The following is a 16792-nucleotide window of genomic DNA, read 5'->3' on the forward strand; positions in this document are numbered from 1 at the left end:
TCAGCCCTGTGCGGCGTGGCCGGCTTGTTCGACGGAAAGCTCGTGGGCCAACAGCTCAGCGAACGTGAAAGTGCCCGTGGGCCTGTCGTTCTTGCCGAGGAGGTAGAGCCGTTTCACCGCGGCCAGGATGCCTTCGGCGACCGAATCGCGATTCTGCGGCGATACCAACAGATCTCGGTCGTGGGGGTTGGTGACATAGCCGACGTCGACCTGGACGGTCGGCATCCTGGTCAGCCGCAACAGGTCCCACGTGCGGCCGTGTGTGCGGCAGTCGCGTAATCCGGTGCGCGCGACGACTTCTCGCTGAATGAAGTCGGCGAGATTGCGTCCGATGGTGGACACCGAGCCGTGCGAGTTTCCGAAGTGGAACGACGCCAGGCCGTTTGCGGCCGACCCCGGCAGGGCGGCGCAACGCAGGCTGATCATCAGGTCGGCGCCGACGGTGTTGGCCGTCGCGGCCCGTTCGGCATCCGACGGACTACGGCCGACGGGCCTGGACAGGAACGTCTCCATGCCGATCGCGGTCATCCGCCCTTCGAGACGACTTGCCAAGTCCCACAAGATGTCTGCTTCGCTGATCGGACCCGACGGACCCTGCATGATGGGGCCGTGGTCGTCGCCACCGCGACCCGGATCGATGATCACCCGCTTGCCAGACAGACGCGGACCCGAGCGGCGCACGAGTTCTTCCTCGCGGATGGCATGTGGCGAGCCGCCAGTCACGCGGGAACCCAGAAAGTACAAGGAGCGCAACGTTTCCGGACCGCAGATGCCGTCGGGGTATAGGCCGTACTCGCGTTGGTAGGACATCAAGCCGTTGTGGGTCTGCAGACCGAAGTGCCCGTCGACCAGACCGGTGTAGAAACCCAGATCCTGCAGGCGTGCCTGAAGGGTGGCGACGTCGTCCCCGTACATCGGCGCCCCGAACTGGTGGGCCAACGTACGTGCACCCAGTCGGTAGGACGCCTCCTTGAGAGCGCGGTACGTGGCCTCGCCGACGATGCCGTCGACGAGGAGTCCCCGCTGCTGTTGGAAGGCGCGGACCGCCTGATCGAGTTCGTCGTCGAAGGCGTCCAACGCCACGTGCTTGCCGGTGGTGAGGTCCGAATCGGGGCTGTCGATCAGCCCGAGCGCTGCCAGGGCCGCCCGAATCTCAGTAACCGGACCGCCCCGGTCACCGCGACGCAGACTCGACATACCAGGCCTTTCAGGTCGCGGAGGGCGGCGGACACAGACGCCGCCGATTGCAAGACATGCTGAACAGCATTGTCGCAGACGGCTCTGAATATTCGGAAACCTACAGGCCAGGCCTCGACCCGGCGTGCCGCGCCGTCAGAGGGCGTCGGAAAGCTCGCGCAGCAGCGCGGCCTTGCCCTTCGCCCCCACGATCCGCTTCACCGGGGCACCGTCCTTGAACAGGATCATCGTCGGAATGGACACCACCTGGAAGTCCCGCGCGGTGGCAGGATTCTCGTCCACGTCGAGCTTGGCGACCGTGAGTTCGCCGGCCTTCTCGGTGGCGAGTTCCTCCAGCACCGGGGCGACCATCTTGCATGGGCCGCACCAGGTCGCCCAGAAATCCACCAGTACCGGAGTGCTGCTGGACAGCACGTCGTCCGAGAACGAGTCGTCGGTGACGACGACCGTCGCCTTGGTGTCAGTCATGGGGTGCTCCTTCGTTGGGAAATCATGGACGGGTTCAGTCCTTTTCGGAAAGCCAGCGCTCGCTGTCGATGGCGGCGGAACATCCGCTGCCTGCGGCGGTGATGGCCTGTCGGTACGTGTGGTCGACGAGGTCGCCCGCGGCGAACACGCCGTCGATCGAGGTGCTGGTGGTGCGACCCACGACCTTGACGTAGCCCTCGTCGTCGAGCTCGACCTGCCCGCGGACCAGGTCCGAACGGGGATCGTGCCCGATCGCAACGAACACACCGGTGACGGCGAGCTTGGACTCCTCGCCGGTGACGGTGTCGCGCAGCCGCACCCCGCTGACCTTCGGCTCGCCCTCGACCTGGGTGACGGCGGTGTTGGTGAGGATGGTGATCTTCTCGTTGGCCTTGGCCCGCTCGAGCATGATCTTGGAGGCGCGGAACTCCTCGCGACGGTGGATCAGCGTGACGCTGCTGGCGAACTTGGTCAGGAAGATCGCCTCCTCCATGGCGGAGTCGCCGCCGCCGATGACGGCGATGTCCTCACCGCGGAAGAAGAAGCCGTCGCAGGTGGCGCAGGTGCTGACGCCGGTGCCGATGCGTTCCATCTCACCGGGTACGCCGAGTTGGCGGGCGGCAGCGCCCATCGCCAGGATGACGGAGCGCGCCTGGAAGGTCTCGTCACCGACGGTGACCGTCTTGACGGGGCCTTCGAGCGATACGGAGTCGACGTCCTCCATGCGGAGGTCGGCACCGAAGCGAATGGCCTGCTCGCGCATCTCCTCCATCAGCTCCGGGCCGGTGATGCCCTGCCGGAAGCCGGGGTAGTTCTCCACCTCCGTGGTGGTCATCAGGGCACCGCCGAACTGCACGCCCTCGAAGACCAGCGGCTTGAGCTGGGCACGTGCCGCGTAGATGGCCGCTGTATATCCGGCAGGACCGGAACCGATGATGATCACGTCATGCACCGTCGAATTAGGGGTCATGTCCGCCTTTCTGCCCCTGCGTGGCCATCCGCGTTTGGCACGCATATAACACCAGCGTAGGCCCGGCTGTTCCCCGAGGGCGGCCGGGACGCATCATCGCCGAGTGATCGCCCGCTCGGCGAGTAGCCCGGTGTCGGCGGAACTGCAGTTGAGCGCGACGACCACGAGGTTCACCCGCTGCGGCGTGTCGCCGGGCAGCAGCATCAGCACGCCGGATCTGCCACCGACGGACAGTGGGCGGGCACCGAGGACGGTCGCCGACGTCGGGTAGCCCAGTCCGCTCAGGCACGACGCGCGTCGCTGCGGGTCGGCCAGCGGCCCGAGGTCGGGCGGCTGACCCAGCAACGCCAGGATCTCGGCATCGGTCAGGGGTACGCCGCCCACGGGGCTCGACACGGTGATGCGTTCGGCGGTCGGACCCGTCGCCGGCGTGCGGTCCGCACCCCGGAGCAGCATTGCCGTGCCCACCCCTGCCGCCACCAGCGCCGCGGCGACGCCGACCGCCGCCGCGGCGTTCCGGAACCGGGAGCCCGACGCACGCGCCGCGTGGGCGGCGGACACGGCGGGCGAGCCGACCACCCGGTGTCGTGGCGGCTCGGTGCGCAGCCCGTCGGTCACGCGGGTGACCACGTCGACTGGGACGTCCGGCGCGGACGCCGGATCGGCACCCAGTTCGGCCAGGTCACGGCGCACCCGATCCAAGGCGTCCATCCGGCGGGCGGCGTCGGGATCGTCGCGGACACGGCGGCGGAGGGCGGCCGCGCTGTCATCGTCGAGCAGCCCGGCCTGCAGGTCGGCCAGCAGCGACAACGGAACCGGGCCGTCCGCGTCGTCGCTCACCGTCACTCCCGCCAACCGATGGTCTCTGCGGGAAGTCTAGGGAATTGCCGTAATGGCCACTGACGTTGATTAAGGGTGCATGCTTGAAATGGCCGCTATGCGGCCCAGGAGGGAAAATCATGGCTTGGCAACGTCACCAAATAATGACCGCGGTGACATTCGGTGCTGGCGCGTTGGCTGTCGCAGGCAGCATCATGATCGGCTCGGGCACCGCGTCCGCGAACTCGTGCAGCCAGTACATCCAGCCGTTCAACCCGTACCTGGAGACGTGCGGCATACCCAATGCTCCGGTGACCGTCCCTGGCTCGTCGCCCGGCGCGGGCGCGATAATCGCGTGCCGCAACATCCCCGGCTGCCTGTCACAGGTGGTCAACGGCCCCGGCATCATTCAGGTGCCGCAGCCGGACACCAGGGTTCGGCAGAGTCAGTAGGTACCGGCGCGAAGTAGTCGAGGGTCTCGGCGAGTTTTGCGCGCGCTCGTGAACACCTGCTCTTGACCGTCCCTTCGGCGACGCCGAGGAGCCGGGCGGTCTCGGCGACGGAGAAGCCCTGCATGTCGACCGCCACGACGGCGGCGCGTTGTTCGACGGGAAGGCGCATCAGTGCGCGCTCGATTACAAGGGCCGTGTCCACCCGCGTCGTCGGATCGCCGATGTGACATGCGTCGTCTTGAAGGACGGCCGTCGCGTGGAACTTGTTGCGGCGCAGGCGGTCCAGGCTAGAGTTGACCACGATCCGGTACAGCCAGCTGCTCACCGACGCGTCGTGCCGGAATCGCGGCGCGCTGCGATGCGCCGAGAGCATGGCGTCCTGAAGCGCGTCCGCGGCGTCTTCGGGGTGTCGGCTGGTGATGTGTGCGAGCCGGTACAGCTGCCGGTGGTAGCGGTGAAACAGTTGCTCGAAGGCATACCGGTCACCGGCGACGTGCGCGGCGAGCAACTCGGCATCCGACCGATCTTGGTCGACGATTCCCCCGAAACTGCCCACAGCCGAACACTAATGAACCCTGGACTACCCACTCGACACTTCTTTCGCGGCTGGGCCCGTGAACAGGGCAGACGCGTCGGCCGGCCTGGGGATGGACCTAGGAGGCGGCCTTGAGGGTGATGTCGGAGATCGCCGACTCGCTCTTGCCGTCGACGGTGCCCAGCGTCGTGATCCACACCAGCACGGTGGAGGTAGGCGTCGGGTTCGTGATGGCGATGGTGTTGGAGCCGGTCTTCATCGGCGTCGGCGGGCTGAGCTCGGTGGTGTCCTCCAGCGACGCGGGCGTCGCGGTCTGGGCGGACCGGATCTGGATCGAGGTCCCTGTGCTGTTGAGGCTCAACGTGACCGAGGCCAGCGCGGTGGGCTTCGGCAGCTGCAGCAGCAGCCCGACACCGCTCTTGAAGTTCGGGAACGGCACGGGGTCGCTGTAGGTGTCGGTGGACCACGACGTCGACGGGTTGCCATCGATCGCCTGGCTCGCCGCGTCCGGATTGTCGGCCTCGCCCCCTGGCGAGAAGACCGTTGCGCGTAGGGGTTTCACAACGCTGCCGTCGGCGGTGCTGGTGGTGGAGCTGGAGGGATCGTTGAGCCCGAGTTCATCGCCCTGCAGCGGGCCGCCGACGTCACCGAAGACCCGACTCAACACCGTGGCCAGGACGACGAGCGCGACGACGAGGACCACTGCGCCGACGCTGACACCGATCACCAGGCCCTTGCGGCGTCGGGCCTGCGCCTCCGGGTCGTTGTGAGCTTGGAACCGCTGGTGCGGCTGCGCCGGTTCGTCGACCGGAGTGATGGTTTCGGTGCGATCGGCGACCGCGGTGGCCTGCTGGAGGAGGTTGAGCAGGGTGGGCGCGGAGCGGATGCCACCGTTCTCCTGGACGGCGCGGGCCGCTGCTGCTGAGATCTGGAACGGAATGTCCCTGTCGATGGCGCGCGGCTCGACGGGTTCGCCTGCGGCGTCCAGCTCGGCGGCCTCCATACCGCTGCGTACCCCCGACTCGGGAAGCGGCCAGCGGTTGGTCAGGAGTGCGTAGAGGGCGGCGCCGACGCCGCGGATGTCGTCCTCGGGCGTGGCGTCGGGCAGCGTGGCGGGGAACGCGAGCGCGACGTCGCCGTCGATGCTGACCCGCACCCGGCCGGGGTGATCGATGGAAAGGGCGACGCCTTCGCGGTGGGCGGCGTCGGCCGCGGCGGCGAGTGACTGGATGGCGCGCGCGCCGCCGATCGGCGAAGGCGCGGTCTCGGCGACCTCGGCAAGTGATCCGCCGCGGATCCATTCCGCCACCACCAGGCCACCGGAGCCGGTCCTGGCGACGTCGAGGATGCGCGCCACGCCTGGCGTTTCGATGTGACTCAACTTCATTGTCCGCGAAAGGATCTCGGAGAGCTCGGCGTCTGGCAGGACGGCATCGGGATCGACGAAGGTCAGTGCCACCTGGCGGTCGAGGGCGGTGTCCAGCGCATGCCAGAACTGCAGGTGCGGTGGACCCCCGTGAAAGACCAATAGCCGGTAACGGCCACCGGCGATGGTGGCGCCGGGGATGAGGTGGACGTCGTCCTCGGCGGTGGCGGCCTCGATCGGCGGCTCGTTCGGCATGCCGAGGGTGAGCGGCTCGCGCGTCGGGTCGCCGCCGTAGTCGGCGGGCGGCCGACCGGACGCGGGAAACGGGGCGTCGGGCGGGACGTCGGGCTGGAAGTCGTCGGCGGCCTGGCGCGGAATGCGGGTGGTCGCGCCCGCATCGCCGGGCGGGGAGTCCGCGGAGTCGTCGGTCACCGCTGGTCCTTTCCGCAGCCCGTCTCCGGCAACCCCTGCCGGAGGTTCCCCCCGCGGAACGGTCATGCTCTGACGCGGTCGTACGGGGTACGAATTCCTCTGATCAGAGTACGGGAGCGGGCCCATCGGTCGTGGTCGGTCGGCGGGGGCGGGTGGTGGAGCGGCTACCGCCGGCGGCGGCGCACCCCGGCCCAGCCTCCGCCGGACCCAGGCCAGTGCGGTCGTCGCCTCGGGCACCTTGGCCGCCAGCAGCACGCCCGCCACGATCGGCAGCATGATCAGGCCGAGCAGCAGCAGCCGCAGCAGAGACCCGGCACCGCCGCCGTGCGCGGTGAGCGACTCCAGGCCGAACAGCTGGTCGACGACGTGCCCGATCAGGCCCGCCAGGAGTGATGCCGTGATCGTCACCAGGATGGTGCGCACCACCTGGAGGTTCAGCAGTCGCCCGCCGGGGGGATTCAGGTTGGCTCGCAACACGACGTAACCGACCGTCGCGCCGGCGAGGAAGCCGAGCCCATTGGCCAGTCCGAGATATCCGGCGACCATCTCGCGGTCGTCGGTGAGGTGTGGCGCGATCACCGAAGCGACGATCTTGACCGCGGTGATCACGGAGATGAGCACCAGTGGCGTCCACGGCTGTTCGCGGGCGTAGAACACGCGCAGCTGCAGCAGCACCAGCGCGTAGGGGATCAGCGTGAACGCCGAAAGCGTGATCGCCATCCCGAGGTAACCGGCGTCGACTTCGCCGAAGTTGCCGTATGCGAACAGCGCGCTGCCGATCGCCGGCCCGCCGACCGTCATGAACGCGACGATCGGGATCAGGGTCACCATGGTCAGCCGGGTCGCCAAGGACAGGTCGGCCAGCACGGCCGGGGTGTTCTGGGACGCAGCGTTGCGGGACAGCCGGGGCATCACCACGGTCAGCACCGTCACGCCGATCATGCCGAACGGCAACTGCAAGACCAGCCAGGTGTAGTTGTAGATCGCCGGGCCGGAAGCCGCTGCGTTGCTGGCGATTTGGTTGCCGACGATGAGGCCGATCTGGCTGATCAGCACGTAGAGCACCATGGCCGCCGCCATCGTGCCGAATTTCTTCAACCGTTCGTCGATGCCCCACAGCGGCCGGAGGCTGACCCGCTCGCGCCGGATCGCCAGCAGCAGTACCGCGGTCTGGGCGAAGACGCCGAGCGTGGTGCCGATGCCGAGGACCAGCAGCTTGGCGTTGCCCATCTCGACGGGGTCGACCGAGAGTTCGCCGGGCACGATGACGTACACCACCAAGGTCACGATGGCCACGACGTTGTTGAGTACCGGCGCCCAGGCCGGGGGCCCGAAGACGTTGCGGGTGTTCAGGATTGCCATGAACACCGATGACAATCCGTAGAAGATCACCTGCGGCAGCAGCAGGTAGGCGAACGCCGTGGTGAGTGGCTGGTTGACCTGAGGGTCGTCGCCCAGCATCAGGTCGACCAGCAGCGGCGCGGCCGCCACCGAGACGACCGTCGCCAACAGCAGCAGGGCGGTGGCGAGGGTGATGAGCCGCCGGACGAACGCCGTCCCGCCGTCGGCGTCGTCGCGTTCCGCGCGCGCCAGCACCGGAACGAAGATGGCGGTGAACGTGGCCTCCAGCACCAGTGCCGCGACCAGGTTCGGCAGCTGATTGGCCACGGAGAACGAACTCGACAGCGCCGCACCGAGGATCGCCGCCAACAACACGATGCGGATGAAGCCGGTGATCCGGCTGATCAGGGTCGCGAACGCCATGCCCCAGGACCGGGAAACCACTGCGGCGTCCGAGAGTTCCTGCCGTCCGGCGCGTCGGCGCGGCGCCGGGCCGCGCGGGATCCGCTGATGCGGCGGCGCGGGTGCCTGCCTGCGCGGCGGAGGGGGTGGCGCCCAGTTCGATGGCGGGGGGAGCGGCCGGCGGGGCGGCGGCGGCGCCGGCGGTCGCGGCGTGCTCACTGTTCTTCCGGTGTGTGGGCCATCGCGCTGCGGCGACGCGGCCGGTCGAGATCGGCGCGGTCGGGCTGGCCGCGGAAGCGGTGCCACAACCGTCGTCCGGCCAGCAGGACGAGCACGGCACCCGCCGAGAGCGTGATGAAGAACAGCACCTTGCCGTACGCGTTCGAGTGCACCGACAGTCGGACCGGTTCGCCGAGCGGCACACCGTCGGCGGTGTGCAGCGCCACGTCGACGGCCACCCGTTGGGTGAAGTGCACCTCGATCGGAACGCGCAGCGGGAGGAATCCGGGTGGCAGTTCGATCTCACCCATGTCGGTGACCGTCATCCCTGGCGGTGCGTCGACGGCGAGGCGCACCCGGATGGGCACCGGCAGGTCGTTGCGCAACGCGAGGGGGAGGGGGCTGCGCTCGGTGGCCAGGGTGTACGAGCCGCCGGGGTTGACGATCGTCACGGCGCCGAACAGGTCGTCGACCGTCGCGCCGGTGGTGTGCACCCGCTGTCCGGCCATCCCGTTGCGGGCGTCGGGCGGCACCGACTGGCTCAGCGCCCGCAGCATGTCCTCGCGCAGCGGCGCGGTGTACTGCGTTCCGGTCAGTCCGGTGCGCGGGTCGACGGTCAGCGCCGACGTCAGATCCCGCAGCCTGCCGGACACCCTCGCCACCTCGGAGGTGACCGAATCGTCGAACCGGGCGCGCGCGTTGCCGAGCGCGTCGGGGGGTAGCGGTTGTGCCGCCTCCTGCGGCACGGCCTGGGTCTCGGCGATCACCGCGGTCAGTGGCCGCGGAACCGACAGTCCAGAGTGGATGGAGGTGGCGAGCGTGGAGAGGACGGCGGCCGCGTCGTCGGGGCTGAGGTCCCACGCCAGCGGAGGCACCAGGATCTGGGTGCGCGGTTCGGCATCGGACCGGAGTCCCCGCCACAGCAGCGAGGCCAACGCGTCCTGACGTCGGGCGACGGCGGAGTCGTGTCGCAGCGGTACGTCCAGCGACGCATCGAGGTACGACGGCGCCATCGGCGCGCGGCCCGCGCCGGCGAGCGCCGCACCGACCATCGGGTCGACAGGGGCCGTGACGACCTCGGGGGTGTACCGGCGCGGGGCGACGTCCACCGGGGCGGCTTCACCGGCGGCGGAGTCCTGCACGGTGTACTCGGGAGCGGCGATCGCGACGGTCGGGCCCTGCTCGGACAGCATGCGCACCGCAGGCCCGGTGAGCGGCCCGTCACCGACCAGGGTCGCGCCCCGCACGGATGCGACGCCGAGGATCTGGTCGACGATGGCGTTCGTGTCGGTGGTGGCCACCGTGTCGAGGCCGGGGTCGCCGACCCGTTGCAGCGCGCCGAGGTCGGCCTGGGCGTACACCGACGGTGCCACGCACATTCGCTGGGCCAGGGTCTTCAGCCGGTTGAGCCAATTCACCGCCGCGTCCTGGCCGGTGCCGGGATGGGTGGGTGAGTTCAGCCCGCCGCCGGGCTGGTCGTTGACGACGTAACCGGACGTCATCGCGTTCACGGTGACGAGCAGATCGGGGTCGACGGCGAGGCACGCAGCGCTGCGGACCTGGCCGCCGGGGTCGACGGCGGGGCTGGTGGCGAAGTCGATCGCCGCGAGCAGCGTGTCGAGCCGGCCACCACCGCCGAGCGAAGCCGCCAGATCGTCGTCGACCAGCCGCACGGGCGTGACGCCGCCGGGCACACCGGCGGCGAGGCGGGGACGGTCGGCCAATGGCCACAACATGGTGATGCGGGTGGGCCGCGAGGTGTCCGGCGCGATCACCGCCGAAAGGGGATCGGCGGGGTCGGTGGCCGGATCGGGCGGCACCCCGAGCACGGGCAGCAGGAAGCGCGCGTCGTCGAGCCGGGCGGGCGCGCCGTAGTCGGGGGTGCCGTTGACGTTGACCAGCACCGGGTAGATGCCGGGTTGCTCGATGCGCAGCGACGGCAGCTCCGCCGAGCGGACCGGATACGCCAGCGTGAACGGGACGTTCTGGCCCCGCTCCAATTCCGGTGCGACGGTGATGAAGTCGGCGACCGCCTCGTACTGGTCGACGCCGCCGGCGAGGTTCGTGCGCAGCTCGGGAGACGCGGAGACGGCGGCCGCGTGCTCGAGGCGCACCATCACGTCGCGCACCGGGCGGTCGCCCACGTTGGTGACGGTCCCCGTGACCGTGACCATGGGTTCGCTCGCCGTGCTGACGATGTCGGGCGTGACGCGGTCGATGTGGAGCTGGAGGAAGGGAGTGGCGCCCGGCTCGCCCGCGGCGGCCTTCGGCACGAGGGCGGGCACGGCGATCAGCGTCAGCAGCGCGGCGACGGCAAGCAGGCGTACGCCAGCCGTCCAAGCCGCCCAGCGCGTCATGGCCCCTGGCCGCAGCCGTTCGCCCGCCGGCCAGGTTTCGGGGGTGGTGTGGAGTCGTCGGGTCGACGATTACGGGTGTGCGAGTGGGTCTGGGCCCGGCGTCGCGGCGACGAGTGCGGCAATGGCGGCAGGGCCGTGGGCCCGCCGGAATGCAGCCGGTCGATCAGTTCCCCGGCCACCTCGGCGAGCCTGCGCTCGTCGGCGTACGCCAGCCGGGACGGCAGTTCCTTGAGGGGCACCCAGGCCACCTCGCTGACTTCGACGTCCTCGTCGGACAGTTCGCCGCCGAGGAAGCGCATGAGGTAGTGGTGCACGGTCTTGTGCACGCGCCTCCCTTCCGTGACGAACCAGTAGTCGATGCTGCCGAGGGCGGCCAGCACGCTGCCCTGGATACCGGTCTCCTCGGCGACCTCGCGGATCGCGGTCTGCTCGGCGGTCTCGCCGAGTTCGATGTGGCCCTTGGGCAGCGACCACAACATCCGGCCCCGACGGTCGAGCCGTCCGATCAGCGCAGCCAGCTGGCCGTCCTTGGGGCCGTCGATGCCGTCGATCACGAGGCCGCCCGCTGAGGTCTCGTGCACTGTACGGAGCCGGTCAGGGGGGCGACGGCCGGCGGTGGGCTTGTGACCGTTGTCGGAAGGTTTGGCGGCACGGGGTTGGCGAGTGTCGGGAGCGGGGGTCGGTTCGCTTGGCTGCGCGAAGGCTTCCGGCGGGCCAGCCGAGCGTCGGCCGCGACGCCTTCCTCGACGTCGTCGTGGTTTGGCTCGCTCGCCCTCCGACACCCAAGCGATAGTAGCTGCCCTGCAACTTTCCTCCTCGCCGCACTCACCTTCGTGGTCTCCTTGTCGCCTGGTCGTTACGTCGCCGTGAGCGCGGCGGAGGCTCGGTGGAAAGATCAACGAACGTGCCGAACGATCCCAGTGCCGACGTCGAGCTGTTGGCCGCCGTCAAGGCGCTCCAGCCGCATGCCCAGGTACTGAGTGAGGTGGCCAAGCTGTTCGCCGACGCCCACCATGAGCTCTACCTGGTCGGCGGCAGTGTCCGCGATGCGCTGCTGGACCGGCCCGTCACCGATCTGGACTTCACCACGGACGCGCGGCCCGAGCGGGTGCAAGAGATCGTGCGGCGCTGGGCCGACGGTCTCTGGGACACCGGCATCGAGTTCGGCACCATCGGTGCGCTCAAGGGCGATCATCGCCTGGAGATCACGACGTTCCGGGCCGACAGTTACGACCAGGTGTCGCGCAATCCGCAGGTCCGGTTCGGCGACACCCTCGAAGACGATCTGGTGCGCCGCGACTTCAGCGTCAACGCCATGGCCGTCCGCATCGACCCCAAGGCACCCGGCGGGCTCGGCGAATTCCGGGATCCCCTAGGCGGATTGGCGGCGCTGCGGGCCGGCGTGCTGGATACGCCCGCGGCGCCCGAGGTGTCGTTCGGCGACGATCCGCTGCGGATGCTGCGCGCGGCGCGGTTCGTCTCGCAGCTCGGCTTCGGCGTCGCGCCACGGGTCCGGGAGGCCATGGTGCGGATGGCGCCGGAGCTCGGCCGCATCACCGCCGAGCGGGTGGCCGCGGAGCTGGACAAGCTGATCCTGGGTGCCGACCCCGTCGCGGGCATCGACCTGATGGTGCAGACCGGGTTGGGTGACGTGGTGCTGCCCGAGATCGGGGCCATGCAGATGGCCATCGACGAACATCACCAGCACAAGGACGTCTACCAGCATTCGCTGACGGTGCTGGCGCAGGCGATGGACCTTGAGGGCGCCGGCGGGCAGGAGCGCAGCGACTCGGGGGATGGAACCGGCTCGGGCGCGGATCTGGTGCTGCGGTGGGCGGCGCTGCTGCACGACATCGGCAAGCCGGCCACGCGAAGGCACGAGGCCGACGGCGGGGTCAGCTTCCACCACCACGAGGTAGTCGGGGCGAAGATGACCCGCAAGCGGATGCGGGCGCTGAAGTACTCCAAGCAGATGGTCGACGACGTCTCGCAGCTGGTCTACCTGCACCTGCGGTTCCACGGCTACGGAGACGGCAAGTGGACCGACTCCGCCGTGCGCCGCTACGTCACCGACGCCGGGCCGCTGCTGGACCGGCTGCACAAGCTGGTGCGCGCCGATTGCACCACCCGCAACAAGCGGCGCGCGGCGCGACTGCAGGCCAACTACGACAGCCTCGAGGAGCGCATCGCCGAACTGGCGGCAAAGGAGGACCTGCAGAAGGTGCGGCCCGACCTCGACGGCAACGAGATCATGGAGATTCTCGGCATCCCGGCGGGCCCCGTCGTCGGCGAAGCGTGGAAGTACCTCAAGGAGCTGAGGTTGGACCGCGGACCGCTCGAGCACGACGAGGCCGTCGCCGAACTTCGGAAGTGGTGGAACGCCAGGAGCTGAGCGTGCGTCCTATCTGGCGTGGGGCGAGCGAAGCGACGGGGGATTTGACATGGAGTACTGCCTGGGCGCCGGTGATGGCACGGCGGCGATGTGGACGGCCGAGCCGAATCTGGATACCGACGGTGACGGCGAATTCGACGCCATAGGACTGGATTTCGACGGCGACGGATTGCTCGACGACGCACTGGCCGACCTCGACGGCGACGGCCTGGCCGACCACGCCGTTCTCGACCTGGACGATGACGGGCACGCCGAGGCGTCCTTCACCGACGACGGCTCGGGGACGTGGACCGTCGGGCTCGACGCAAGGGGCCGCGGCGGCGAGGTGCGCTGGTTCGGGCTGGACGGGGCGGAATCGGTCGGCGGCCCGACCGTCGACTTCGACGGCGACGGCACGGACGACGACCGGCTGCTCGACGCCGACCGCAACGGGCTGGCCGACCGGGCGTTCGTCGGCGACCAGGCGTACGTCGACGCCGACGGTGACGGGCACTGGGACGTGCGGCTCTCGGACACCGACGGGGACGGCGCCGCGGACACCTCCACGGCCCTCTAGCGACCAACGGCGTGCTCGATTTTGGGATCGGTAGCGGCCTCGACGGTCTTCAATGGTCCGCAACGGCAAAAGCCACTGGGGCGGCGCCAGTGAAGGGATCCGATCGATGAAGCGAGGCTCGCGGTTGGCGGCGACGGTGGCGATGTCCACCGGCCTGACCATCGCCGGAATGGCACTGGCTGCCGGATCGGCTCAAGCCGACGGCCCCAGCTACAACGGTGGCAACTGTCCGTACGGCGTCACGTGCACGCACTGGTTTCCAGGTGACCCACTGATCCCCGGCAGCCAGGTCCTCAGTTGGGACTGGAACGTCCCGCACGACTGGTACTGGAACTCCGAGGGCATCGTCGACGTCACGACCAACACGATGTACCCGTGGCACGGCACGCCGCACCCGGCTGCGCCGCCGGCCTAGCGCCCGGGTTGGATGGGGCTCTTCTCTTCGTTCATCGCCCGGGTTGGATGGGGCTCTTCTCTTCGTTCATCGCCCGGGCCCAGGCGGGCCCGCGAACGCCTGCGCGATCGTCAACCACGTCCGCGCGTCGGCGCCCTCGGCGGTCACGTCGAGCTCGGCGCGCGGCCGACGCTGCGTGACCAGCAGGCAAAAGTCCTCGGCCGATCCCGTCACGCGCTGCGCGGCGTCCGAGGGGCCCCACGACCACGTCTCGCCCGCGGGTGCCCGCAGTTCGACGAGGAACGGCTCGGCAGGCGCGGGCAGCCCGTTGACGGCGAACGCGAAATCCCGCGTTCGCACCCCGATGTGAGCGATCGAGCGCAGGCGGGCCGTGGCCGGCCGCGTCACGCCGAGCGCATCGGCGACGTCGAGGCCGTGCGCCCAGGTCTCCATCAGCCGGGCGGTCGCCATCGACGCCGCGCTCATCGGCGGACCGAACCACGGCAGTTTGCGGCCGTCGGCGACGCCGAGGAGTTCGTCGTGCAGCCGGGTCCTGGTGCGCCGCCACTCGTCGAGCATCTCGGCGGGCGGCATCGCGGACAGCTCCTCGGCGCCTTCGTCGACGAACCCCGTCGGATTCGTGGCCGCCTGCGTGAGCACCTCGGCGAAGCCGGGCTCGTCGGTGACGGCGATGACCGCGACCCGATCGGTCCACAACAGATGCGCGATCTGGTGCGCAATGGTCCAGCCCGGCGCTGGCGTCTCGGTGCGCCAGCGCTCCGGCGGCAGGCCGGCGACGAGCGCGTCGAGCTCGTCGCTCTCCGCACGAAGGTCGGCCACCACCGTGTCCGCTCCAGCCATGGTTGTCTCCCTACTCGTCCTGGATTCGGTCGGCGCGGCGCCCGATCGTCGAATGCGCGGCCAGTCCAAGGAGATAGACCACTGCACCGCAGACCGCCAGCACCGGCGCGTGTCCGTTGGCGGGGATGACGGCGGCCGCCACCGCGATCGCGCCGACGAACGACACCCAGAACAGTGAATCCTGCACGGTGAAGACGTGGCCGCGCAACGCGTCGTCGACGTCGATCTGCATGGCCGAGTCGGCACACAACTTCACCACCTGCCCGGCGCCCCCGAGCAGCAGGCCGCACGCGATCATCATCGGCAGTTGCAGGCCCGAGCCGCCCAACTGGACGACGGCCGCCAGGCCGAGCGCGCCGTTGGCGGTGGCGTAGCGGCCCCAGCGGAGCACGGCGGACGGGGTGATGAACGTCGCGAGGAAGGCTCCGAGTCCGGTCGCGGCGACGAACAGCACCGCGGTGCCCAGCCCGGCGACGTCGCGCATGCCGGTATGCCGGACGATCACCAGGACCAGCAGCGTGTTGAACCCGAACACCACCCGGTGCGCGGCCAGCCCGGACAGCGTGGCGGCAACCGTGGGGACGGCAAGCACCGTGCGGATGCCATACCCCCAACCGGTGGCCACGACGTAGGCCACGGAACCGTGGACCGCCCTGGCGCTGTCGTCCGGTCCCAGCGCGCGCGGCTTGATCCGCACCGACAGCCACAGCGCGATCGCGACCGGCACCATCGCGATGTAGATCACCGAGGCGGCGCCCGCATCGCCGGTGCCGAACAACCACCGCGGCAGCAGCATGAAGTTGGCGCCGAGGAACGCCGCGGCGGCACCGGTGGCGGTGGCCACCGAATTCATGGTGACCACCTGTTCGCGCGGGACGACGTGGGGCAGCGCGGCGGACAGTCCCGACGATACGAAGCGGGTGAAGCCGTTGATGATCAACGCCCCGCACAGGATCGCCAGTTCGCCCGCGCCGACGGCCAGCAGCGTGCCGACGCCGATCATCAGGAACAGCCGGGCCAGGTTCGCGCCGATGAGCACCACACGGCGGTCCCACCGGTCGAGCAGTGCACCCGCGAACGGGCCGAGGAGTGAGTACGGCAGGAACAGCACGGCGAACGAGCCCGCGATCTCCCACGGCCCTGCGGCACGCTCCGGGTTGAACAGCAGGGCACCCGCCAACCCGGCCTGGAACACGCCGTCGCCGAACTGGCTGACCGCGCGCAGTTCGAGCAGTCGGCGGAATTCGGGCAGCGCGCGCACCGACTGCCACAAGGCATTGGGTGCGCGAGATTCGGTCACGTCAGATCCGGTCCTGTCGAACGGTGTTACACGGCGATCGGCAACCCGATCCACACTACAAATATCCCGGCAGGCCGTGCCCGTTCGCCACGTCGGGGCGGTGCTGGTGACATGATGGAGGGGTGGCGCATTCAGACGACCCGGAGGACTTCATCGCTCCCTCCGTGCCTCGCGTACGTGCGGGAACGCTGCTGCTTGCCAACACCGATCTGCTCGAGCCTACGTTCCGGCGCAGCGTCATCTACGTGGTCGAGCACAACGACGGCGGCACGCTCGGCGTGGTGCTGAACCGCCCCAGCGAGACCGCCGTCTACAACGTCCTTCCGCAGTGGGCGAAGCTGGCCACCAAGCCGAAGACGATGTTCATCGGCGGGCCGGTCAAGCGGGATGCCGCGCTGTGCCTGGCCACGCTGCGCGTCGGCACCGACCCCGCCGGTGTGCCCGGGTTGCGCCACGTGCAGGGCCGGATGGTCATGGTGGACCTGGACGCCGAACCCGACGAGATCGCCCCCTTGGTCGAGGGGGTGCGGATCTACGCCGGCTACTCCGGCTGGACCATCGGCCAGCTCGACGGCGAGATCGAGCGCGACGACTGGATCGTGTTGTCTGCCATGCCGTCCGACGTTCTGGTCGAACCCCGGGTGGACCTGTGGTCGCGGGTGCTGCGTCGACAGCCATTGCCGCTGTCGCTACTGGCGACGCATCCGATCGACGTGAGCCGTAACTAGGCG

15 protein-coding genes are annotated in these 16792 nt (G+C 69.6%); 5 read left to right on the top strand and 10 right to left on the bottom strand.

The window, feature by feature from the left end:
- The 4 genes from N536_RS37240 to N536_RS0102805 all read right to left on the bottom strand — a co-directional run bounded on the left by N536_RS37240 (position 1) and on the right by N536_RS0102805 (position 3475).
- Entirely contained in the window at positions 1-1197 is a 1197-nt protein-coding gene (locus N536_RS37240) for an N-acetylmuramoyl-L-alanine amidase (RefSeq protein WP_036435025.1), read from the bottom strand.
- Between the two features lie 135 nt (positions 1198-1332).
- Positions 1333-1665, bottom strand: coding sequence for a thioredoxin (gene trxA / locus N536_RS0102795; RefSeq protein WP_029112213.1), 333 nt, complete (start codon positions 1663-1665; stop codon positions 1333-1335).
- A gap of 34 nt (positions 1666-1699) precedes the next feature.
- Positions 1700-2635, bottom strand: a complete 936-nt coding sequence (trxB, locus tag N536_RS0102800) for a thioredoxin-disulfide reductase (RefSeq protein ID WP_029112214.1) — start codon at positions 2633-2635, stop codon at positions 1700-1702.
- 93 nt (positions 2636-2728) lie between these two features.
- Positions 2729-3475 (bottom strand): hypothetical protein, encoded by a 747-nt coding sequence (locus N536_RS0102805; protein WP_029112215.1) that lies wholly within the window; start codon positions 3473-3475, stop codon positions 2729-2731.
- Positions 3476-3627: 152 nt separating this feature from the next.
- On the opposite strand from N536_RS0102805, the gene N536_RS41205 reads away from it, so the two are divergent.
- A complete protein-coding gene (locus tag N536_RS41205) occupies positions 3628-3906 on the top strand; it encodes a hypothetical protein (protein WP_231514389.1) in 279 nt (92 codons plus the stop codon).
- Here N536_RS41205 and sigM read toward each other — a convergent pair.
- From sigM to N536_RS0102830, 4 genes are all read right to left on the bottom strand, one after another.
- Positions 3860-4462: an RNA polymerase sigma factor SigM gene (gene sigM / locus N536_RS0102815; protein ID WP_029112217.1), complete on the bottom strand. Its 603-nt coding sequence runs from the start codon at positions 4460-4462 to the stop codon at positions 3860-3862. The two genes, N536_RS41205 and sigM, sit on opposite strands and share 47 nt — an antisense overlap.
- Positions 4463-4559: 97 nt before the next feature.
- Positions 4560-8201, bottom strand: a complete 3642-nt coding sequence (gene murJ / locus N536_RS0102820) for a murein biosynthesis integral membrane protein MurJ (RefSeq protein ID WP_081809015.1) — start codon at positions 8199-8201, stop codon at positions 4560-4562.
- A complete protein-coding gene (locus N536_RS37245) occupies positions 8198-10558 on the bottom strand; it encodes a DUF6049 family protein (RefSeq protein WP_051574184.1) in 2361 nt (786 codons plus the stop codon). Before N536_RS37245 ends, murJ begins: the two co-directional genes overlap by 4 nt.
- Positions 10555-11340, bottom strand: a complete 786-nt coding sequence (locus N536_RS0102830; protein WP_029112219.1) for an NUDIX hydrolase — start codon at positions 11338-11340, stop codon at positions 10555-10557. Before N536_RS0102830 ends, N536_RS37245 begins: the two co-directional genes overlap by 4 nt.
- 122 nt (positions 11341-11462) lie before the next feature.
- Between N536_RS0102830 and N536_RS0102835 the strand changes: the two genes are divergently transcribed.
- From N536_RS0102835 to N536_RS37250, 3 genes are all read left to right on the top strand, one after another.
- Positions 11463-12950, top strand: coding sequence for a CCA tRNA nucleotidyltransferase (locus tag N536_RS0102835; protein ID WP_029112220.1), 1488 nt, complete (start codon positions 11463-11465; stop codon positions 12948-12950).
- A 49-nt stretch (positions 12951-12999) separates the two neighbouring features.
- The gene (locus N536_RS0102840) at positions 13000-13506 is read left to right on the top strand and encodes a hypothetical protein (RefSeq protein WP_029112221.1); all 507 of its coding nucleotides are present in this window, start codon (positions 13000-13002) and stop codon (positions 13504-13506) included.
- 106 nt (positions 13507-13612) lie between these two features.
- A complete protein-coding gene (locus N536_RS37250) occupies positions 13613-13921 on the top strand; it encodes a hypothetical protein (RefSeq protein ID WP_231514390.1) in 309 nt (102 codons plus the stop codon).
- Between the two features lie 66 nt (positions 13922-13987).
- Here N536_RS37250 and N536_RS0102850 read toward each other — a convergent pair whose 3' ends face one another.
- Positions 13988-14761, bottom strand: a complete 774-nt coding sequence (locus N536_RS0102850) for a TIGR03084 family metal-binding protein (protein WP_029112222.1) — start codon at positions 14759-14761, stop codon at positions 13988-13990.
- 10 nt (positions 14762-14771) lie between these two features.
- Entirely contained in the window at positions 14772-16061 is a 1290-nt protein-coding gene (locus tag N536_RS0102855) for an MFS transporter (protein WP_029112223.1), read from the bottom strand.
- Between the two features lie 122 nt (positions 16062-16183).
- On the opposite strand from N536_RS0102855, the gene N536_RS0102860 reads away from it, so the two are divergent.
- Complete coding sequence (locus tag N536_RS0102860; protein WP_029112224.1) at positions 16184-16789, top strand: YqgE/AlgH family protein; 606 nt, start codon at positions 16184-16186, stop codon at positions 16787-16789.
- Positions 16790-16792 lie beyond the last annotated feature (3 nt).

The sequence above is a fragment of the Mycobacterium sp. URHB0044 genome, assembly GCF_000620625.1.
Classification (GTDB): domain Bacteria; phylum Actinomycetota; class Actinomycetes; order Mycobacteriales; family Mycobacteriaceae; genus Mycobacterium.

What these genes read in the sequence shown, in the direction of transcription:
- N536_RS0102840 (WP_029112221.1), top strand. Translation starts at nt 13,000, where the DNA reads ATGGAGTACTGCCTGGGCGCCGGTGATGGCACGGCGGCGATGTGGACG.
- N536_RS37245 (WP_051574184.1), bottom strand. Translation starts at nt 10,558, where the DNA reads ATGACGCGCTGGGCGGCTTGGACGGCTGGCGTACGCCTGCTTGCCGTC.
- N536_RS37240 (WP_036435025.1), bottom strand. Translation starts at nt 1,197, where the DNA reads ATGTCGAGTCTGCGTCGCGGTGACCGGGGCGGTCCGGTTACTGAGATT.
- N536_RS0102850 (WP_029112222.1), bottom strand. Translation starts at nt 14,761, where the DNA reads ATGGCTGGAGCGGACACGGTGGTGGCCGACCTTCGTGCGGAGAGCGAC.
- N536_RS37250 (WP_231514390.1), top strand. Translation starts at nt 13,613, where the DNA reads ATGAAGCGAGGCTCGCGGTTGGCGGCGACGGTGGCGATGTCCACCGGC.
- trxA (WP_029112213.1), bottom strand. Translation starts at nt 1,665, where the DNA reads ATGACTGACACCAAGGCGACGGTCGTCGTCACCGACGACTCGTTCTCG.
- trxB (WP_029112214.1), bottom strand. Translation starts at nt 2,635, where the DNA reads ATGACCCCTAATTCGACGGTGCATGACGTGATCATCATCGGTTCCGGT.